We start from the raw sequence: 20,451 nt of genomic DNA on the forward strand, positions 1-20,451 counted from the left end.
CTCGTTCAGTGTTTATAAGGGGCCGGCGGGCGCCGGGAAAATCCAAAGCCAAACGGCGATGCGCTTGCGCGCATCGCCGTGGGCGGGCGTGACGGCGGAAACGCCGGTCACGCCTTGCGGGGATCGAAGTGCTTCTTCAGGCCCTGCCAGCACCGGTAATAGTCGCCCTGCAATTCTACCGAGGCCATGGCCTGGGCCGTCGGTCGGATCACGCGCCGCGTCTCGAACATGAAGGCCATGGTGTCGCGGATGTAATGGGCCTGGCTGGTATCGGCGTGCGAGGCTTTCTCGAACGTGCCGGCATCCGGGCCGTGGCCGCTCATGCAGTTGTGCAGGCTGGCGCCGCCGGGGGCGAAGCCGTCCGACTTGGCGTCGTACACGCCCTGGATCAGGCCCATGAATTCGCTGGCGACGTTGCGGTGGAACCAGGGCGGACGGAAGGTGTTTTCCATCGCCAGGATGCGCGGCGGGAAGATGGCGAAATCCATGTTGGCCGTGCCCGGGGTGTCGGACGGCGCGGTCAGCACCGTGAAGATCGACGGGTCCGGATGGTCGTAGCTGATCGAGCCGATGGTGTTGAAGTGGCGCAGGTCGTACTTGTACGGCGCATGCGTGCCGTGCCAGGCCACCACGTCCAGCGGCGAATGGCCGATCGAGGCGCGCCAGAAGCCGCCGGTGAACTTGGCGATCAGCTCGAAGTCGCCTTCCAGGTCTTCGTACCAGGCCACCGGCGTCTTGAAGTCGCGGGCGTTGGCCAGGCAGTTCGAACCGATCGGACCCAGTTCGGGCAGGCGCAGCGCGGCGCCGAAGTTCTCCAGCATGTAGCCGCGCGCGGTGTCGTCCAGCAACTGCACGCTGAAGCGCACGCCACGCGGGATCACGGCGATCTCCAGCGGCTCCAGGTCGATCAGGCCGAGCTCGGTGGCCAGGCGCAGGCGGCCCTGTTGCGGCACCAGCAGCAACTCGCCGTCGGCGTTGTAGAAATAACGGCCCTGCATCGAGCGGTTGGCCGCATACAGGTGGATGCCGACGCCGCTTTGCTCGTCGGGGCCGCCGTTGCCGCCCCAGGTCTTCACGCCCTCGACGAAGTCGGTGGGCGCGGTGGGGATGGGCAGGGGGCTCCAGCGCAGCTGGTTGGGCGTGACCGGGCCATGGCCGAACGCGCTTTCCCAGCCCGCGGCGCCGCCGAACGGCTCGAACGGCAGGTGCTGGGCGCCCGGGCGGATCCGATACAGCCACGAACGGCGGTTCTCGCTGCGCGGCGCGGTGAAGGCGGTGCCGGACAGCTGTTCGGCGTACAGGCCGTAGGGGCATTGCTGCGGCGAATTGCGGCCCAGCGGCAGCGCGCCGGGCAGGGCTTCAGTGGCACAGTCGTTGCCGAAGCCGGTCTGGTATTGCAGTTCCATGGAATCCTCCTGGGTGGCGCGCGATGCTTTGCCGCGCGGTCTTGGTCGTGGCGCGCCGGATGGGGATGTCCGGCGCCGATACGCCATTGTCGGAAAAATCCCCCGCCACGGCTACGGGAATGCAAAAATAGCAACTATAAATTTTGTGAATAGTAGGGGTGCCTGAATGGCGGACTTGCGCGACGTCGACCTGAACCTGCTGATCCTGTTCCAGCACCTGCTGGAGGACCGCAATCTGTCCGCCGTGGCGCGGCGGCTGGACCTGTCGCAACCGGCGGTCAGCAACGCCCTGCGCCGGCTGCGGCTGGCCTTCGGCGACGAGCTGTTCGTGCGCACCGCGCAGGGCATGTTGCCGACGCCGCGCGCGCAGCGCCTGGCCGGCCCGGTGAGCGAGGCGCTGGCGATGCTGTCGCAGGCCTTGCAGGACCAGGACGCGTTCGACGCCACCGCCAGCACGCGGCGTTTCCGCGTGGCGATGACCGACGTCGGCGAGATCCACTTCATGCCGCGGCTGATGGAAGTCTGCGTGCAGGTCGCGCCGCAGGTGCGCATCGATTCGGTGCGGGTGCAGGGGCCCGACCTGCCGCGCGAGATGGAGGCGGGCCGGGTCGACCTGGCCATTGGCGCGTTCGACGAGATGGGGGCGGGCACCTTGCAGCGCATGCTGTTCCGGCAGGGGTACGCCACGCTGTTCCGCCAGGCGCATCCGACCGCGCATGCCGGCATGGGGCTGAAGGCGTTTCGCGCCGAGCGCCACCTGATCGTGTCGCGCGCCGCGCCCTACGGCCAGGTGGTCCAGTCGATGGAGCGCGCCGGGGTGATGCTGGCCGAGCACTTCAGCGTGCCGCATTTCTCGGCCGTGCCATACATCGTCAGCGCCACCAACCTGCTGGCGACGGTGCCCGAGAAGCTGGCGGCCAGCGCCGCGCCGCCCTTTGGCCTGCGCTACATGACGCCGCCGGTGAAGGTGCCGGCGCTGCAGACCAATATGTACTGGCAGCGCCGCTACGACCGCGATGGCGGCAACCAGTGGCTGCGCGCCCTGATCGTCAATGCGTTTGCGGTGGGTTCGTCGCCGGCGTGACCGACGCGCGCGCCTGCGCCAGGGCTTCGCGCAGCACCCCCATGTCGCCCAGGTGGTTGGCCAGCAGCAGGATCAGCGCGGCGTTCATTTCCTGGCTCTGCTCGTTGCTCAGGTCGCGATGGGCGTCGATCAGCGCTTCGTAGAAGTCGTCCGGCGCGGCCAGGTTGGTTTCGGTGTTCAGCATGGATAGGGCCTCCGGGTTCAGGCGCGGCCAATCGCGCGGTTGACGGCCGACGCCACCGCGTCGGGCTGGAAGGCGCGCCAGCGCGCGGCGATGTGCTGGTCGGGGCGGATCAGATAGGCGGTGCCGGACAGCGCGTCATAGCGCCGGGCCAGCAGGCCCTCGCTGTCGACGACGCGCGCCATGTCTTCCGGCCAGCCGGCGGTGTCGCAGCCGGGGCCGGTCACCAGCACGGCTGTCACCGGCACGGCGGCCAGGCGCAACGCGCGCAGGGCCTGCAAGGTGTCGATGGCGGGCGGCTGGTCGCCGCAGAACAGGGCCAGCGTGAAGCCGGCATCCAGTTGCGACAGCCACCAGGGCGAGTCGCCGGGGCCGCGCACCGGCGCGTCCAGCGCCACCGCGCCCGGCCGCATGCGGCCCGCGAACGCGTCGCGGTCGGGGCTGTTCAGCGGCGAATCGGCGTAGGTGGCGGGCAGCGACAGGCGGCCGCTGTTGACCAGCGTGCGCGCGAACGCGTGGGTGCGGGCCAGGTTCAGCACGGCGTTGCGGAAGCTGCGGCTGATGTCGCTCTTGGGCGTGATGAAGTCGGTGGCGCGCGAGGAATTCAGGATGTTCTCGTCGGCGGCGTGCTCGCGTTCGGCGGCGTAGCTGTCGATCAGCGATTCGGGCGCGTGGCCGGCCAGCACCAGGCGCAGTTTCCAGGCCAGGTTCTCGGCATCCTGCACGCCGCTGTTGGCGCCGCGCGCGCCAAACGGCGAGACGCGGTGCGCCGAGTCGCCGGCGAACACCACGCGGCCGTGGCGGAACTTGTCCATGCGCTCGCAGGCGAAGGTGTAGACGCTGACCCATTCCAGGTCGAATTGCGCGTCCGGGCCGAGCAGGGCGCGGATGCGCGGCAGCACGTTCTCGGGCTTGACGGCCTCGACCGGGTCGGCGTTCCAGCCCAGCTGGAAGTCGATGCGCCAGACGTTGTCGGGCTGCATGTGCAGCAGCACCGATTGATTGGGGTGGAAGGGCGGGTCGAACCAGAACCAGCGCTCGGCCGGGAAGTCGGCCTTCATCTTGACGTCGGCGATCAGGAAGCGGTCGCGGAAGATGCGGCCGTGGCTTTCCTGGCCGATCAGCTTGCGCACCGGCGAACGGGCGCCGTCACAGGCCACCAGCCAGTCGGCATGCAGCGCGTAGCCGCCTTCGGGCGTGTCGATCGACAGCACCACGCCGTCGCCCGCCTGTTCCAGGCCCACCACCTTGTTCTTCCAGCGCAGGTCGATGTTCGGTTCCTGGCGCGCCTGTTCGTACAGATAGCCTTCGGCGTAGTACTGCTGCAGGTTGATGAAGGCGGGGCGGCGATGGCCGGGTTCGGGCAGCAGGTCGAAGCGCCAGACCTCCTGGTCGCGGAAGAACACCTTGCCCACGTTCCACGACACGCCCTTGTCGACCATGCGCTGGCCGACGCCGAGGCGGTCCCAGATTTCGAGGGTGCGCTTGGAAAAGCAGATGGCGCGCGAGCCGGTGGACAGGCGGTAGTCGTCGTCCAGCACCACTACCCGCACGCCCTGGCGCGCCAGGTCCAGCGCCGTGGTCAGGCCGACCGGGCCGGCGCCCACCACCACCACCGGGTGGCGCGCCTGCGTCGCGGCGGCCTGGTCGGCGTGCTTCTCATAGGCGAATTCCATCGCCTGAAAGTCGATGTCTCCCACGGTTGTCTCCTGTGTGGGTCATTTTGTTTTTATGCGCGGCGCCGCGCGTCGCCCGCGGCGCATGGCCGGCGGGTCGTGCGGCGCCGTTTCAATCGGTGGAACCGCGGCCGGCGGACCGGCCGCGCGGGATCAGCCCTCCAGCTGGGCCCACATTTCCAGGTCGCGCTTGTCGGTCCAGATGCGCGGGTGGACGTGGCCGCTGGCCTCGTCGTAGGCGCGCGACACGTCGAACGGCATGCAGTGGTCGAAGATGACCCAGTCGCTGTAGCGCGGCTTCATGAAGTCGTAGACCTCGCGGTAGATCGTCTTCAGGTCCTTGCCCTCGGCCACGCCGCGGTTGACCGCGCCGTACAGGTCGGTCAGGAAGGCGCGCGTGCCGGCCAGGCCCTGGCGCACTTCGGTGGCGTTCTTCAGCGCGGGGCCGCGGCCGGGCACCATCTTTTCGGCCTCGAAGCCCGACAGCGCGTCCAGCGTGCTGGGCCAGTCGCGGAAGTAGGCGTCGCCGCAGTAGGGGGTGGACTGGTATTCGACCAGGTCGCCGGCGAACAGGATCTTCTGCTCGGGCAGCCAGGCGATGGTGTCGCCCTTGGTGTGGCCGCGGCCGACCTGCAGCAGCTTGACTTCCAGGTTGCCCAGGTTGACGGTCATCTCGCCCTTGAACGTCATGGTGGGCCAGACCAGGCCGGGGGGAATCGATTCGGCGTTGCGGAACAGGCGCGGGAAGCGGCCGATCTCGCTGGCCTTGTCCTGCTCGCCGCGTTCGGCGATCAGGTCGTAGGTGTCGCGGCTGGCCAGGATCTCCTGGGCGTTGTAGGCCGAGGCGCCGAACACACGCACCGCGTGGTAGTGCGACAGCAGGATGTACTTGATCGGCTTGTCGGTGACTTCGCGGATGCGGCGGATGACGTCCTGCGCCATGACCGGCGTGGCCTGGGTGTCGACCACCATGACGGCCTCGTCGCCGATGATCACGCCCGTGTTGGGGTCGCCTTCGGCGGTGTAGGCATAGGCGTTGTCGGACAGCTTTTCGAACGAGACGACCTTGTCGGTCAGGTCGGCGTGCGAAGCGAATTGCTTGCTCATGGAGGCTCCTTCCACTTTTATAGGAATAGGGTGTGTGGACGGACTATAGCTTGACGTTAGTGGTTGTGCAATACGTTTGCTATAAACGAATTGACCCTTTTTGCCAGGGATTCCCTTGGGTTTCCGGGGCTTGCCCAAATGCATCCGGGCCGCGCAGGGCGGCCCGGATGGGAACCTTTCAGGCCGCGGGCGGCCCCAGGGGGTGGGATGTTTCGAGGGGGCCGCTCAGGTCTTTTGGCACTTGGGGCAGTAATAGGTCGCCCGCTGGCCCTGGACGATGCGCTTGATCGGCGTGCCGCAGACCCGGCAGGGCTGCCCGGCGCGTTCGTAGACCGCGGCGTGGATCTCGAAATAGGCGCCTGGCTCGCCGGTGGCGCCGACGTAGTCGCGCAGGGTGCTGCCGCCGGAGGTCAGGGCGTCGGCCAGGGTGGCGCGCACCATGTCCGCCAGGCGGTCGCAGCGGGCGCGCGACAGTTTGTTGGCCGGGGTCTTGGGATTGATGCGGGCGCGGAACAGGCTTTCGGAGGCGTAGATATTGCCCACGCCCACCACCGCCATGCCGGCCAGCAGCACCTGCTTGATCGCGGCGCCGTGGTTCTTGAAGTGGTGGTGCAGCCAGGCGCCGTCGAAGCGCGGGTCGAACGGCTCGATGCCGAGCTTGGCCAGCAGGGGGTGGTTTTCGACCGGTCCGTCCGCATCGGGGTGCCACAGCACCGCGCCGAAGCGGCGGGGGTCGTGCAGCCGCAGCACGGCCTGGTCGAAGATCCATTCGACGTGGTCGTGCTTGCGCAGGAATTCACCGGGCGCCACGCTGCGCAGCGATCCGGACATGCCGAGATGCACTATTTGGGTGCCGTGGTCGAAGCGCAGCAGCAGGTATTTGCCGCGACGGCCGCATTCCAGTACGGTCCGGCCGCCCAGCAGGGCGGGCAGGTCGGCCGGGATGGGCCAGCGCATCCGGGACTCGTGGACGACCAGCCGCGTGAGGGGGCGGCCGGTGATGACGGCGTCGATTCCGCGACGCGTGGTTTCAACTTCAGGCAGTTCCGGCATGAGCCAGTGTAAGATCATCAATTGCGTGTACGAAGATTGTGCCACCAACCGGACGGGCCGCGTGAAGTCGTCTTTCAAACAAATGAATATCGGGATTGCCGCGCTGGCGCTTGCGTTGGCCTCCGCCCTGGCCCCTCAGGCCCAGGCCGCCGACAGCCGGACGCGGGATGCGACCGGCCCCCGCATGGCGCCCCAGAACCGCCAGCCAGAAACCGAGGTGATCCGCCTGCGTCCGGGCCAACTGCCCTACGTGTCGCTGACCGCCGACATCTTCTATCGTGTCCTGGCGTCGGAAATCGCCGCCCAGCGCGGCATGTACGGCACCGCCGCCAACACCATGGTCGGCCTGGCGCGCGACACCGGCGATCCCCGCCTGGCGCGCCGCGGCCTGGAATTCCAGCTGGCCGGCGGCAACCTGCCGGGCGCCCTGGACGCCGCCCGCGTCTGGGCCCGCCTGTCGCCCAACGACCTGGAAGCCAGCTCCACCGAACTGGCGCTGGCCGCCGCCAACGGCCAGACCAAGGGCCTGTCGCAGGCCCTGCGCAACCGCATCGAGGCCTCGCGCGACAAGCCGGCCGCCATCGGCCAGGCCCTGGCCGTGCTGAGCCGCCTGAACGACCGCCGCCTGGCGCTGCGCATCCTTGACGAAGCCCTGAGCGACAGCGTGCGCAAGCTGCCCGCCGCCCACCTGGCGCTGGCCGACGTGGCCTCCGCCGCCGGCGACTACCCGCGCGCCTCCCAGGAGGCCCATGCCGCCCTGGCCGCCGACCCCAAGTCCGAACCCGCCGCCCAGCGCGTCCTCGAGTACGGCGCCAAGGTCGACCCGCAGCGCGCGCAGGCCGATGCCCGCGCCTATATCAACCGCAATCCCAACGCCCGCAAGGTCCGGCTGATGTTGGCCGGCCAGATGGCCGACGCCGGCGACTACAACGGCGCCCTGGCCGAACTGCAGGCCATGTCGCGGCGCTCGCCGGAAGACTTCGACCTGCTCTTCATGCAGGCCCAGCTGGCCTACAAGGCCGGCCAGCTGCCGCAGGCCAAGACGTTGCTGCAGCAGTACCTGGACGTCCAGAACCAGCGCCAGCGCGCCATCGTGCCGGGCGCCACCGACGCCGGCGCCGCCGCGGCCGATGCCCACGTGCTGCTGTCGCGCATCGCCGAAGACCAGGGCCAATACGACGAAGCCATCGCCGAACTGGGCCGCATCGACGATCCCTCGCTGCGCTTCTCGGCGCGCATGCGCCAGGCCGCCCTGCGCGCCAAGTCCGGCCGGGTCGACGACGCCATCAAGATGGTCGACGCCGCCGCGCCCCAGGACGAGGAAGAACGCACCCTGGGCGTGCTGACCAAGGCCCAGATCCTGCGCGACGCCGACCGCGTCGGCCAGGCCGTGTCGGTGCTGGAAGCGGCCGACCAGGCGCTGCCCGACACCGTCGAGATCAAGTACGAACTGGCCATGCTGTACGAGCGCCAGGACCGCCTGGCCGACCTCGAGCGCATGCTGCGCCAGGTCATCGCGCTGGATCCCGAGCATGCCCACGCCTACAACGCGCTGGGCTACACGCTGGCCGACCACAACCAGCGCCTGCCCGAGGCGCTGGACCTGATCACGCAGGCGCTGGAACTGTCGCCCAACGACCCGTTCATCCTGGACAGCATGGGTTGGGTCAAATTCCGCATGGGCGACCAGGTCGCCGCCGCCGACTACCTGCGCCGCGCCTACAGCGTGCGTCCGGAAGCCGACATCGCCGCCCACCTGGCCGAAGTGCTGTGGACCCAGGGCAAGCGCGACCAGGCGGTCGAGCTGCTGCGCGCCGCGCTGCTGAAGGATCCCAAGAACAAGACCGTGCTCGAGGTCGTCAAGCGCCTCGGGGTCAGCCTGTGACGGCAGCGGTAGTCACGACGCCTCGCGGCCTGGCCGCCGGCATGGCCTGGCTGCGCTGGGCCTTGCTGGCCCTGCTGGCCTTCGCGCTGGCGGCCTGCACCACCACGCCCAAGCCCATTGAAGGCGCCTCGGCCGACGCCTTCTCGCGCATCGGCCGTTTCGCCATCACGGTCAACGAGGAAAGCGGCAAGCAGAATGCCGTGCAGGGCGGTTTTTCCTGGTCGGACGACGGCCGCCGCTATGTGCTGGACCTGACCAACCCGCTCGGCTCGACCGAGGCGCGGGTCGAGGGCCAGCCCGGCGCGGCCAGCCTGACCAAGGCCGACGGCACCCGCCTGGTGGCCGACAACCCCGACGCCCTGGCCGAAGACGCCCTGGGCAGCAGCATGCCGGTGTCCGGCCTGCGCGACTGGCTGCGCGGCAGGCTGCCGGGCCAGCCCGAGGCCACCGACGTCTCCAACGACGAGCTCGGCCGCCCCGTGGCGTTCGAGCAGGGCGGCTGGCGCGCGCGGTTGTCGCGCTACGACACGCTCGGCCCGCAGATGCTGGTGCTCGAGCGCCAGGAACCCGGCCGCCGCATCATGGTGCGGCTGGTCGTCAACAAGCCCTGATTCCTGCAGTTTCGTGACCACCGCGACGGCCCTTCGGGGCCGTTTTGTCGTCGGTCGGTAGCACGTCCCTCCGGCTTCAATTTGGCAAATAAGCGTTGCAAAACCGACGCTGTTACTGATTGATAGATTCTGTTTAACCTGAATAATTCTTCCGATACCCGCGCGCACGACCCCTGCGCGCGGCATGCAAGGCCGGTGGCCGCGGATCGCGCCGCCGCTTTTTTACGGAGAATGCCAATGTTCAGGAATACGCGAATCGCGACGATGCTCTTGGGGATCATCGCGGTGTTTTTCACTTTCCAGCTGCTGGTGGGCGGCATGGGTTTCGTCGCGCTGCGCCAGACCAACCAGGACGTCGGCCAGCTCTATCGCCTGTCTTCGCAACAGGTCAATGCCGTGAACTCGGCCGCGTTGTCGCTGGTGGCGGCGCGCACCGACCTGAGCCGCTACGCCACCCGCGTGGCGCAGGGTAATGCCAGCGACACCACCGCGCTGCGCCTGGCGCGCCAGCGCATCGCCGCGGGCGATCGCGCCTTCCAGACCTTTGCCGGCGGCCTGTCGGCACAAGAGAAGACCGAGTCCAAGGACCTGATCGAGGCCTACAACAACCTCAGCGGCAACCTGCAGAGCGTCGGCAAGGTGCTCGAGGCCGGCGACATGGACGCCTACTTCAAGCAGGGCACGCAGCAGGTGCAGGAGTTGCTGGTGTCCGAGCGCGACGCCTTCATGCGCCGCGCCGAAACCACCGGGCAGGAGGTGATGGACGAGATCTCGCTGTTCCACATGATCTTCACCTATCTGCTGGCCGGCATCCTGGTGCTGGGCCTGTTGATGGCGGTGGGCGCGCATGTGCTGATCCGCCGCATGATCGTGCGTCCGCTGGTGGAAGCCGGCGAGATCTTCCGCCGTATCGCCGAGGGCGACCTGACGCGCCGCGTGGCCGATCGCGGCCGCAACGAGATCGGCGCGCTGCTGAGCGCGCTGCGCGCGATGCAGGACAGCCTGGTGCGCACGGTGTCCACGGTGCGCCGCGGCGTCGATGAGATCAACGTCGGCGCGCGCGAGATCTCGTCCGGCAATGCCGACCTGTCCAGCCGCACCGAAGAGCAGGCCGCTTCGCTCGAGGAAACCGCCGCCAGCATGGAAGAGCTGGCCACCACCGTGAAGCAGAACGCCGATACCGCGCGTGAAGCCAACCGCATGGTCGCCGCCTCGGCCGCCGTGGCGCAACGCGGCGGCGAGGCCGTCTCCAGCGTGGTCGAGACGATGCGCGCCATCTCGGGCAGCTCGTCGCGCATTTCCGACATCGTCGGCGTGATCGACGGCATTGCCTTCCAGACCAACATCCTGGCGCTGAACGCCGCCGTGGAAGCCGCGCGCGCCGGCGAGCAGGGCAAGGGCTTCGCCGTGGTCGCCAGCGAGGTGCGCACGCTGGCCCAGCGCAGCGCCGCCGCCGCCAAGGAAATCAAGCAGCTCATCGAAGACTCGGCGCAGAAGGTCGGCGTCGGTTCCGAGCAGGTCGAAACCGCGGGCGCCACGATGCGCGAGATCGTCGATTCGGTGCAGCGCGTGACCAGCCTGATGGGCGAGATCTCCGCCGCCTCGGAAGAGCAGGCCACCGGCATCGACCAGGTCAACCGCGCCGTGACGCAGATGGATGGCGTGACCCAGCAGAACGCCGCGCTGGTGGAGCAGGCCGCCGCCGCGGCCGGCGCGCTCGAAGAGCAGGCGCGCCAGCTGGCGGGCGCCGTGGCCGTGTTCAAGCTGCCGGAAGGGCAGGTGATCGAGGCCCCGGCCGAGCGCCTGGCCGGCCGCGTCGCGCCGCAGATCGCCTGATCGCGGGTGGTGCGGCGGGCGGCGGCGGTCCGGTTTTGCCGCGCCCGCCGCCGTCGCATCCGGCGGATCGCTAAAATCGACGCAACCGTCCTTTTCCCCGATCCGCCGTGACTCTCTACGACGTACCCGCGCCCGCCAAGGTGAACCTGTTCCTGCATGTGGTGGGCCGCCGTCCCGACGGCTACCACCTGCTGCAGACCGCCTTCCGCTTCATCGACCTGTGCGACACGCTGCATTTCGAGGCGCGCGCCGATGGCGTCATCAGCCGCGCCACGGAATTGCCCGGCGTGTCGGAACAGGACGACCTTACCCTGCGCGCCGCCCGCGCCCTGCAACAGGCCACCGGCACGCGCCAGGGCGCGCAGATCGCGCTGGAAAAGCGCATTCCGCAGGGCGGCGGCCTGGGCGGCGGCTCCAGCGATGCGGCCACCGTGCTGATCGCGTTGAACCGCCTGTGGGGTACCGGCCTGTCGCGGCGCGAGCTGATGGACCTGGCGCTGCCGCTGGGCGCGGATGTGCCGGTGTTCGTGTTCGGCCAGTCCGCCTTTGCCGAAGGCGTGGGCGAGCAACTGACCGCGCTGGACCTGCCGGCGCGGGCCTATCTGGTGGCGCAGCCGGACGCGAGCGTGCCGACTGTTGGAATTTTTTCCGCCCCCGATTTGACAAGGGATTCTTCTTACATCACAATAGCGGACTTTCTTGCTTCGCCTACATTTTCCTTCGGGAAAAATGATTTGGAGCCGGTGGTCTACCGTCTTTATCCTGAGGTTCTCAGGGCATCGCGGTGGCTTGCAGAGCAGGGTGTGTTGAAAGACACGGGTACCCAAGTTCGCATGTCGGGATCTGGCGCGTGTTTATACGCCGAGTTTTCCGAACTTTCGGAGGCCGTTTTGGCGAAAACGGAAATTACCGCTACAATGCGCGGCGCTGTTGAAGCAAACTGCAAACTCAACAGCACAACGCAACCACGGTTCCGGTTAGTGCAGGCATGTCCTGGGTTGACTGAGCATCCGTTGCGGAATTGGATTGCAAGATAGTTGGGGAGTCGCCAAGCTGGTTAAGGCACCGGATTTTGATTCCGGCATGCGAAGGTTCGAATCCTTCCTCCCCAGCCAACCGAATACATAAAAAAGCTGTTGAACACGCCTGTAAGACACTGGCCCGGGTTCAGCAGCTTTTTTATTTTCCGGTTTCCGCAGGTTCTCGCATCACCTCGTTAGTGTCTCGAAACGACCATCGCATCATCCATCATGGCAAACGATAGCTTCATGATCTTCACGGGCACGGCCAATACTCGGCTGGCCGTGGACGTAGTCAACCACCTCGATATGTCCCTGGGCAAGATGACCGTCGGTCGCTTCTCCGACGGCGAGGTGATGGTCGAGATCAACGAGAACGTGCGCGGCAAGGACGTCTTCGTCCTGCAGCCCACCTGTGCGCCTACCAATGACAACCTGATGGAAATCATGGTGATGGTCGATGCCCTGCGCCGCGCCTCGGCCGGCCGCATCACCGCCGCGATTCCCTATTTCGGCTACGCCCGCCAGGACCGCCGCCCGCGTTCGGCGCGCGTCGCGATCTCGGCCAAGGTCGTGGCCAACATGCTGCAAGTGGCTGGCGTCGACCGCGTCCTGACGATGGACCTGCACGCCGACCAGATCCAGGGTTTCTTCGACATTCCCGTGGACAACATCTACGCGGGCCCGATCCTGCTGGGTGACATCTGGCGCCGCAATTTCTCGAACCTGGTCGTCGTGTCCCCGGACATCGGCGGCGTGGTGCGGGCCCGCGCGCTGGCCAAGCAGCTCGAAGCCGACCTGGCCATCATCGACAAGCGTCGTCCGCGCGCCAACGTGTCGGAAGTGATGAACATCATCGGTGAAGTCGACGGCCGCACCTGCATCATCATGGACGACATGGTCGACACCGCCGGCACGCTGTGCAAGGCGGCCCAGGCCCTGAAGGACCGCGGCGCCGGCGCCGTTTACGCCTATTGCACGCACCCCGTGCTGTCGGGCGGCGCCATCGACCGCATCGAGGCGTCGGAACTGGACGAACTGGTCGTCACCGACACCATTCCGCTCTCCGAGCAAGGCCAGGCCAGCGGCAAGATCCGCCAGCTGTCGTGCGCCGCGCTGCTGGGCGAGACCATCCTGCGTATCTCGAACGCGGAATCGGTCAGCTCGCTGTTCGTCGACTGACGCCAGGCGTCGGTCGGGCGTTCGGCCCACCCCTGTTTTTTGTGTCTTGCTGGTCGCGGCAAGACGCAAGCAACACGGCGCACCTGTCGTGCGCCGTGATCACAACCGGCGAAGTCCGCTTCGCCAATTTTTGTTTTTGGAGTTTTCCATGAAATTTATCGCCACTGCGCGTAGCGTCCAGGGTTCGAGTGCGAGCCGCCGCCTGCGCCGCGCGGGCCGCGTTCCCGCCATTGTCTATGGTGGTACGGCTGCCCCGCTGAACATCGAGCTCGACCACAACGAGATCTACCATGCCCTGCGCAAGGAAGAGTTCCACGCGTCGATCCTGCAAATGCAACTCGAAGGCGCCAAGGACGAACAAGTCCTGCTGCGCTCGGTTCAATGGCACGCCTACAAGCCGCAAGTCCTGCACGTGGACTTCCAGCGCGTCGACGCCAACCAGGCGCTGCGCACCAAGGTGCCGCTGCACTTCGTGAACGCTGAAGTCTCGCCGGCCGTCAAGCTGAGCGGCGCCATCATCAGCCACGTCGCCAACGAACTGGAAATCACCTGCCTGCCGTCGGCGCTGCCCCAGTTCATCGAAGTCAACCTGGCCGACATCCTGGCCGGCGCTTCGATCCACCTGGCCGACATCAAGCTGCCGATGGGCGTGACCTACGTCCCGCACGGTGGTGAAGAGAACCCGCTGCTGGCCGCCGCTGTCGTCAAGGGTGGCGCTGCCGCCGACGAAGCCGACGCCGCTCCGGCCGCTCCCGCCGCCTAAGTCCTGCCGGAAAGCTCCGGCTTTCCCGCGGCTTGCGTCCGAAACCCTGCGTGTGCATTTGCATGCGCAGGGTTTTTTGGTTTAAACACCCCCCATCATGTCTATTCCCATACGCCTCATCGTGGGATTGGGTAACCCCGGTCCCGACTACGAAACCACCCGCCACAACGCGGGCTTCTGGCTGGCCGACCACCTGGCGGACGACCTGCGCACCTCGTTCGCGCTGGAGAAGTCGTTCTTCGGCATGGTGGCCAAATCCCGCCTGGGGGCCGACAACGTCCTGCTGCTCAAGCCCAACACCTACATGAACCGTTCCGGCCAGGCGGTCGGGGCGCTGGCGCGCTTCTACAAGCTGACGCCGGAGCAGGTGCTGGTGCTGCACGACGAGCTCGACCTGATGCCGGGCCAGGTGAAACTCAAGCAGGGCGGCGGCCATGCCGGCCACAACGGCCTGAAGGACATCCAGGCCGCGCTCGGCAGCCCGAACTTCTGGCGCCTGCGCATCGGCATCGGCCATCCGCGCACGCTCGGCCTGGCGCAGCAGGTGGCCGATTTCGTGCTGCATCCGCCGCGCCGCGAAGAGCAGAAGGAAATCGAGGCGGTCATCGACCGCTGCCGCGCCGTGGTGCCGGCCATGCTGGCCGGCGACTTCGCCCTGGCCACCCGCCAATTGCACAGCGGCAACGACGCCTGATGGACGGCGCCCCGGGTTCCGCCGCGCCGCGCAAGCTGCGCTTCCGCAGCGAGCTGGCGGACTTCTGGCGCTTCGTGCGTCATCCGCATCCGGCGCGCCGCCTGCCCGGGCGCACGCCGGCGATCGGCTGGGTGTCGGACTGGTGGCCGGGCGTCGGCCCCGGACGCCTGCTGGCCTGGGCCGCGGTGCTGTGGCTGATCAACCTGTTCGCCCTGGGGCCGGTGGCGGTCGCCGCGGCCGGCGTCGGCGGCGTCACGCACCGGCTGGACCCGGCCAACATCCCGTGGCTGACGGCGGTGATCTGGGCCCCGCTGGTCGAGGAAATGCTGTTCCGCTATGGCCTGCGCCGGCCCAAGCAGGCGCTGTGGCTGTGCCCGGCGCTGTTGCCGGTGGTGCTGTACGGCCCGCGCATCTGGACGGGCCTGCTGCTGGCGGCCTTCGTGCTGCTGGCCTGCTGGTCGCTGCGTCCGCGCCCCGAGCCGCTCAAGGGCTGGAACACCGCCTGGCGGCGCCATTACCTGAAGCACTTCGGCTGGGTGTTCCACCTGGTGGCGCTGACCTTTGCCGCCGTGCACCTGACCAACTTCGTCTTCAACCACACGCCGTACTGGCTGCTGCCGCTGCTGGTGTTGCCGCAGTGGCTGACCGGCCTGGTGCTGGGCTGGATCCGCATCCGCCGCGGCATCGGCGCGGCGATCGCGCTGCACGCGATGTTCAATGCCGGCCCCATTTTGCTGATCTGGGCCGTGATGCGCTGGGCCCCCACGGCGGCCAGTTGAACCGTCCGTCCCCCCGGGCGCGGTCATCATGGCGCGTCGCCCGGCGGGGTAAACTAGAACGTTAACGATCAATACCGTACTTACACAGGATTCCCATGGCTCTGCAATGCGGCATCGTCGGCCTGCCCAACGTTGGCAAATCGACACTCTTCAATGCTCTGACCCGCGCCGGCATCGCCGCCGAGAACTACCCGTTCTGCACCATCGAGCCGAACGTCGGCGTGGTCGAGGTGCCGGATCCGCGTCTGCAGAAGCTGGCCGAGATCGTCAAGCCCGAGCGCATCCTGTCGGCCACGGTCGAGTTCGTCGACATCGCCGGCCTGGTGGCGGGCGCCAGCAAGGGCGAAGGCCTGGGCAACCAGTTCCTCTCGCATATCCGCGAAACCGACGCCATCGTCAACGTGGTGCGCTGCTTCGAGGATCCCAACGTGATCCACGTGGCCGGCAAGGTCGATCCGATCGCCGACATCGAAGTCATCGAGACCGAACTGGCGCTGGCCGACCTGCAGACCGCTGAAAAGGCCCTGCAGCGCCACCAGAAGACCGCGCGTTCCGGCGACAAGGAATCGCAGCGCCTGGTCGCCGTGCTGGAAAAGTGCGTGGCGCAACTGAACGAAGCCAAGCCGATCCGCTCGCTCGACCTCACCACCGAGGAAAAGGCCGACATCGCCCAGCTCTGCTTCATCACCGCCAAGCGCGCGATGTACGTGGGCAACGTGGCCGACGACGGCTTCACCAACAACCCGCTGCTGGACCGCCTGACCGAATTCGCCGCCGCCCGCAACGCGCCGGTGGTCGCCATCTGCGCCGCCATCGAATCCGAGATCGTCGACCTGGACGACGCCGACCGCCAGGCCTTCCTGTCGGACATGGGCATGGAAGAACCGGGCCTGAACCGCCTGATCCGCGCCGCCTTCAAGCTGCTGGGCCTGCAGACCTACTTCACCGCCGGCGTGAAGGAAGTGCGCGCCTGGACCGTGCCGATCGGCGCCACCGCGCCCCAGGCCGCGGGCGTCATCCACACCGACTTCGAACGCGGCTTCATCCGCGCGCAGACCATCGCGTACGAAGACTACATCGCCTACAAGGGCGAGCAGGGTGCGAAGGAAGCGGGCAAGATGCGGGCGGAAGGCAAGGAATACATCGTGCAGGATGGCGATGTGATGAATTTCTTGTTCAACGTCTGATCCGACGATTCGATTTCACGGCGTTTCGTGAAACTCGGTGAAATGATGGAAGTGTCTGAAAAACCGCGTATTTACGCGGTTTTTTGGTTTCAGGGAGTTGCTTGGTCGTTCTCCGGTTGCCGAGCTATATGTGAGTACGATGCCGAGTACGAAAATTTGCGACTCCTCGGAAAGGTGAGTGCATTTGCGCAGATATTTTGTTGTTAAAGGGGCAACTCATGCTCACGGATGCGCATTGCCGCAATGCAAAGCCACGGGAGAAGCTGTATCGGCTCAATGATCACAAAGGCCTCTACCTGGAGGTCAAGCCTTCTGGAGTGAAGGCGTGGAGGTATCGATATACGCTCCACGGCAATGCCAGCATGTACGCATTGGGCGACTATCCCGACGTCAAGCTGTCTGAGGCACGGCAGCTTTGTGAGGACGCGCGCAAGCTCGTGAAGCAAGGTATCAGCCCAGCTCAACAGCGACAGATCGATCGGATCAGACAGGTCAGCGAGGCGAAGAATACGTTTGAGCTTGTCGCCAAGGAGTGGCTGCAAACCAAGGACTGGCAGACGATCACCAAGCAAAGACGCTTGGACATGATGAACAGGGTTGTCTTTCCAAAAATCGGCGCGATGCCGGTACGAGATGTCACCCCTGTGCACGTCTTGAGTATTCTTCAGGACACGGTCAAGCGAGGGGCGCCATCAGTGGCGGCAGAGGCCCGGCGGACGATGTCGGCCGTATTCGAGTTCGCTGTGGCGACCTTGCGGGCCGAAACGGACCCGGTCTGGCCTGTCCGCAAGGCAATCCCGGCAAACAAGACCCAGCACAAGACGGCACTCACCGTTGAGCAGATCGGCAGGCTTCTCCGTGACTTCGACAACCACCGCTGCACATTTCAGATCAACTATTGCATGCAGCTTATGTGGTGGACGCTCGTGCGTCCTTCCGAGGCTGCCGAAGCTGAGTGGTCGGAGTTCGATCTGGCTGCTGCAACGTGGCGCATTCCTGCAATTCGGATGAAAGCGAGGAAGGAGCACGTCGTGCCTTTGCCCAGACAAACAATTGCGATGCTTGAAAAGCTTCGCGGGCTGACTGGTGACCGCAAACATGTTTTTCCTGGACGCGACGACCGCAACGGACCAATGTCCATCGCTGCGCTCCGGCAGGCTCTCAAAGTTGTCGGTTGGAGCGGGACCTATAGTCCCCACGCCACTCGCACCACTGGACGCACCCGGCTGAACGAGATGGGATATAGGCCCGATGCGATCGAGGCTCAACTCGCTCATGCTGATCAGAACAATGTGCGTCGCACGTACAACCACGCTACGTACCTTGATGAGCGCAAAGCGATGATGCAGCAATGGGCGGACCGCCTAGACGAATGGAAGGAACTATGACGTACTCACCATATCGGCTGGGGCATATTTCAGCCAAAACGCGGCGATATTATGGGCAGGCGGGGCAATCCAAGGGGAGTGTCCTACACCCCACAATGGTCAATACCGAACGCGAGGTCAGATCGATAGCTGGAGGGTTACGTCATGGGCTGGACCATGCTCCGTGATCGTCCCACTGATACAATTCGAGGCCGTTCGGCCAAGTTCTCTGATAAAAAATCACAACTAATGACTCAGCGTGGAAATATTCCGGTGATCGATCTATTTGCCGGACCGGGAGGGCTGTGCGAAGGATTTTCGTCTGTCGTAGATGCGGCGGGCGTTCGCAGGTTTGCAGTCAAGGTCTCTATCGAAAAGGATCCCGTCGCTCATCGGACGTTGCTACTTCGGGCGATCTTCCGCAAGTTTCCCAAGGGACAAGTTCCGAACTGTTACTACGACTACGTCCGCGGCCAGATCACGCGCGAGCAGTTTCTGTCCCATCCTGATATCAAGGTCGCTGCGGAGCACGCAGCCAAAGAAGCTCGTTGCGCAGAGCTCGGCGTTACCTCGCCCGAGGAGGTCGACGGATGGATTCGCGAGGCGCTGGGTGCCCAGGCGGATTGGGTGCTTATCGGCGGCCCGCCTTGCCAAGCCTACTCCCTCGCGGGCCGATCGCGGCTTCGCAGCAAGGACGTGAAGAAGTTCGAGGCGGATGCCAAACACTTCCTCTACATGGAGTACTTGCGGATCATCCAGCAGTTCGCTCCGGCCATCTTTGTGATGGAGAACGTCAAGGGGATGCTCAATTCCACAAACTCCGGCAAGCGCATCTTTGAACAGATCCTTTCTGACCTAAAAGCTCCCCGTGCCGATCTCAAATATGAGATCCGATCGTTTGTGGTCCACAAGGCCGAAGGCGAGCTCGAGCCCAACGACTATGTGATCGAAGCCGACGACCACGGCGTTCCGCAAAGTCGGCATCGGGTGATCCTTTTTGGTATTCGTTCAGATGTGGCGAAGACTACTCCGGCGCTCACAGAGCGACCTGAGTCTTTTCTGCTTAGAAAGGTGAGCAAGAAGGTTGGCGTGAGTGCAGCTCTGGCCGGCCTACCGCCGTTACGCAGTCGTTTGTCGAAGGAGCCTGATTCGCCTGAAGCGTGGATCGCTGCGGTTCGCGAGTCGCCTCAGGCGCTTAAGGGGTGGCGTGTGCCGCTGCGCAGTGTTATTGAAACGGCCATGGGGAAGTACATTAAGAAGGCCGAGAAACATACGACCTTTGGTGCACCGTTCGTGGAAGCTTTGGTAGCACCGGGGAGGTGCATGCCCCAGGATTTGCAGGACTGGTACCTGGACCCGAAGCTCGGTGGCGTCTTGCACCATGAGACCCGCAGCCACATGCGATCGGATCTGCATCGCTACATGTTCGCTGCCTGTTTTGCCGCGACGCACCCGTACTCCCCGGATTTGCGCAATTTTCCGCCGAAGTTGCTCCCCGATCATGTGAACGTGGACGAAGAGACGATTCCATTCAAGGATCGTTTTCGCGTCCAGATGGGGAAATCTCCATCGTCTACGGTGGTTGCTCACATCAAGAAGGATGGGCACTACTATATCCACCCTGACCCTGGACAGTGCCGCAGCCTGACAGCGCGCGAAGCCGCCCGCTTGCAAACCTTCCCCGACAACTATTTCTTTGAAGGAAATCGGACGGAGCAATACGGCCAGATCGGCAACGCCGTCCCGCCGTTGCTAGCCAAGCAGATCGGCGAGATCATCCTCGACTTCATGACATCACCGCGCCGGCGGTGATGCCGTGGTGCCGGTCAGGATGGGACACGAACGTCTCGAGCTTTACAAGAATCCTGACCGGGCGCACAGCGCGCCGAGGATGCAGCATACGCCGTCAGCGGCCGGAGTCATTGTGCTCTGCCGGAATGCCACTTCGCCTTGCAGAAATCGTGCGAGTGGCATCCGCCATACTATGCTTCGACGCGCTTGAGCTCGAACTGCGTTGCTTCCCGGTCAGGCTGGCGCCCGACCCTCGTAGAATTCGCGGGCAAGCATTTCAATGGAGGGGGCGTGGTGGCCACGGCTCGGCTTGAAATTAGGACAGTTCGTTAAGGTACGCTGCCTGCCCAGGCTTGGCGTCAGCCGCCGGAATTGGTGCGCTGATCTCCCCAAGGCTTACGTCGCTATTGATCCATTGTCGCAGGGCTGCGGGCAGGCCCGCGGCGGTCTCACGATCGCGCGTCGAGCACTCCCATACGGTTAGCACTCGCCAGCCCAACTCGGTCAGCTTGGCGACAGCGTGGTGATCCCGATCGACATTGCTACGCAGCTTGGAGGTCCAAAACTCAGTCCGTGTCGACGGCGTTTTTGCGTATTTGCATCCCTGGTGCGCGTGCCAGAAACAGCCGTGTACAAAGATCGCAATCTTGTGGCCTGGCATGGTGATGTCCGGAGTGCCCGGCAAATCGCGCCGATGCAGCCTGAAGCGATACCCCATCGCGAACAACATCTTACGGACCCGCATCTCGGGAAAGGAATTCTTGCCCTTGATGCCGGCCATCATCTGACTGCGTTTTTCTGGGCTGACGACATCGGTCATAATGATTGAC

The 20,451-nt window shown here is 65.6% G+C and carries 18 protein-coding genes and 1 tRNA gene; 13 read left to right on the forward strand and 6 right to left on the reverse strand.

The window, feature by feature from the left end:
• Positions 1–107 precede the first annotated feature (107 nt).
• Positions 108–1,406, reverse strand: a complete 1,299-nt coding sequence (gene hmgA / locus I6I07_RS11170; protein ID WP_198486679.1) for a homogentisate 1,2-dioxygenase — start codon at positions 1,404–1,406, stop codon at positions 108–110.
• A gap of 166 nt (positions 1,407–1,572) precedes the next feature.
• On the opposite strand from hmgA, the gene I6I07_RS11175 reads away from it, so the two are divergent.
• Positions 1,573–2,490 (forward strand): LysR family transcriptional regulator, encoded by a 918-nt coding sequence (locus I6I07_RS11175; RefSeq protein WP_198486680.1) that lies wholly within the window; start codon positions 1,573–1,575, stop codon positions 2,488–2,490.
• Here the strand turns inward: I6I07_RS11175 and I6I07_RS11180 are convergent.
• The 4 genes from I6I07_RS11180 to mutM all read right to left on the reverse strand — a co-directional run bounded on the left by I6I07_RS11180 (position 2,456) and on the right by mutM (position 6,507).
• Positions 2,456–2,674: a DUF2783 domain-containing protein gene (locus I6I07_RS11180; protein ID WP_198486681.1), complete on the reverse strand. Its 219-nt coding sequence runs from the start codon at positions 2,672–2,674 to the stop codon at positions 2,456–2,458. The genes I6I07_RS11175 and I6I07_RS11180 overlap by 35 nt on opposite strands.
• Before the next feature lie 17 nt (positions 2,675–2,691).
• On the reverse strand, positions 2,692–4,371 hold the full coding sequence (locus I6I07_RS11185; protein WP_198486682.1) for an FAD-dependent oxidoreductase: 1,680 nt from the start codon (positions 4,369–4,371) through the stop codon (positions 2,692–2,694).
• 129 nt (positions 4,372–4,500) lie between these two features.
• Positions 4,501–5,454, reverse strand: coding sequence for an MBL fold metallo-hydrolase (locus I6I07_RS11190; protein WP_054428960.1), 954 nt, complete (start codon positions 5,452–5,454; stop codon positions 4,501–4,503).
• Between the two features lie 225 nt (positions 5,455–5,679).
• Complete coding sequence (gene mutM / locus I6I07_RS11195; protein WP_006391368.1) at positions 5,680–6,507, reverse strand: bifunctional DNA-formamidopyrimidine glycosylase/DNA-(apurinic or apyrimidinic site) lyase; 828 nt, start codon at positions 6,505–6,507, stop codon at positions 5,680–5,682.
• Here mutM and I6I07_RS11200 point away from each other — a divergent pair.
• From I6I07_RS11200 to I6I07_RS11255, 12 genes are all read left to right on the forward strand, one after another.
• Positions 6,506–8,392: a tetratricopeptide repeat protein gene (locus I6I07_RS11200; RefSeq protein WP_198486683.1), complete on the forward strand. Its 1,887-nt coding sequence runs from the start codon at positions 6,506–6,508 to the stop codon at positions 8,390–8,392. The two genes, mutM and I6I07_RS11200, sit on opposite strands and share 2 nt — an antisense overlap.
• Positions 8,393–8,433: 41 nt before the next feature.
• On the forward strand, positions 8,434–9,003 hold the full coding sequence (gene lolB, locus I6I07_RS11205; RefSeq protein ID WP_198487488.1) for a lipoprotein insertase outer membrane protein LolB: 570 nt from the start codon (positions 8,434–8,436) through the stop codon (positions 9,001–9,003).
• Positions 9,004–9,240: 237 nt separating this feature from the next.
• A complete protein-coding gene (locus I6I07_RS11210; protein WP_198486684.1) occupies positions 9,241–10,839 on the forward strand; it encodes a methyl-accepting chemotaxis protein in 1,599 nt (532 codons plus the stop codon).
• Between the two features lie 107 nt (positions 10,840–10,946).
• Positions 10,947–11,876, forward strand: a complete 930-nt coding sequence (ispE, locus tag I6I07_RS11215) for a 4-(cytidine 5'-diphospho)-2-C-methyl-D-erythritol kinase (RefSeq protein ID WP_198486685.1) — start codon at positions 10,947–10,949, stop codon at positions 11,874–11,876.
• A gap of 1 nt (position 11,877) precedes the next feature.
• Positions 11,878–11,954, forward strand: a tRNA-Gln gene (locus I6I07_RS11220).
• Between the two features lie 135 nt (positions 11,955–12,089).
• Positions 12,090–13,040: a ribose-phosphate pyrophosphokinase gene (locus I6I07_RS11225; protein ID WP_006227587.1), complete on the forward strand. Its 951-nt coding sequence runs from the start codon at positions 12,090–12,092 to the stop codon at positions 13,038–13,040.
• 148 nt (positions 13,041–13,188) lie between these two features.
• Entirely contained in the window at positions 13,189–13,803 is a 615-nt protein-coding gene (locus tag I6I07_RS11230) for a 50S ribosomal protein L25/general stress protein Ctc (RefSeq protein WP_198486686.1), read from the forward strand.
• A gap of 97 nt (positions 13,804–13,900) precedes the next feature.
• Complete coding sequence (gene pth / locus I6I07_RS11235) at positions 13,901–14,497, forward strand: aminoacyl-tRNA hydrolase (RefSeq protein ID WP_198486687.1); 597 nt, start codon at positions 13,901–13,903, stop codon at positions 14,495–14,497.
• The gene (locus tag I6I07_RS11240) at positions 14,497–15,276 is read left to right on the forward strand and encodes a type II CAAX prenyl endopeptidase Rce1 family protein (protein ID WP_006391361.1); all 780 of its coding nucleotides are present in this window, start codon (positions 14,497–14,499) and stop codon (positions 15,274–15,276) included. Before pth ends, I6I07_RS11240 begins: the two co-directional genes overlap by 1 nt.
• Before the next feature lie 95 nt (positions 15,277–15,371).
• Positions 15,372–16,463: a redox-regulated ATPase YchF gene (gene ychF, locus I6I07_RS11245; RefSeq protein WP_198486688.1), complete on the forward strand. Its 1,092-nt coding sequence runs from the start codon at positions 15,372–15,374 to the stop codon at positions 16,461–16,463.
• Positions 16,464–16,681: 218 nt separating this feature from the next.
• The gene (locus I6I07_RS11250; protein ID WP_198486689.1) at positions 16,682–17,851 is read left to right on the forward strand and encodes a tyrosine-type recombinase/integrase; all 1,170 of its coding nucleotides are present in this window, start codon (positions 16,682–16,684) and stop codon (positions 17,849–17,851) included.
• A 144-nt stretch (positions 17,852–17,995) separates the two neighbouring features.
• Positions 17,996–19,642: a DNA cytosine methyltransferase gene (locus I6I07_RS11255; RefSeq protein WP_232626039.1), complete on the forward strand. Its 1,647-nt coding sequence runs from the start codon at positions 17,996–17,998 to the stop codon at positions 19,640–19,642.
• Positions 19,643–19,937: 295 nt separating this feature from the next.
• Here the strand turns inward: I6I07_RS11255 and I6I07_RS11260 are convergent, their stop codons facing one another.
• A complete protein-coding gene (locus I6I07_RS11260; protein WP_198486690.1) occupies positions 19,938–20,441 on the reverse strand; it encodes a very short patch repair endonuclease in 504 nt (167 codons plus the stop codon).
• Positions 20,442–20,451: the final 10 nt, after the last annotated feature.

It is taken from the genome of Achromobacter deleyi (assembly GCF_016127315.1).
Taxonomy (GTDB): domain Bacteria; phylum Pseudomonadota; class Gammaproteobacteria; order Burkholderiales; family Burkholderiaceae_B; genus Achromobacter; species Achromobacter insuavis_A.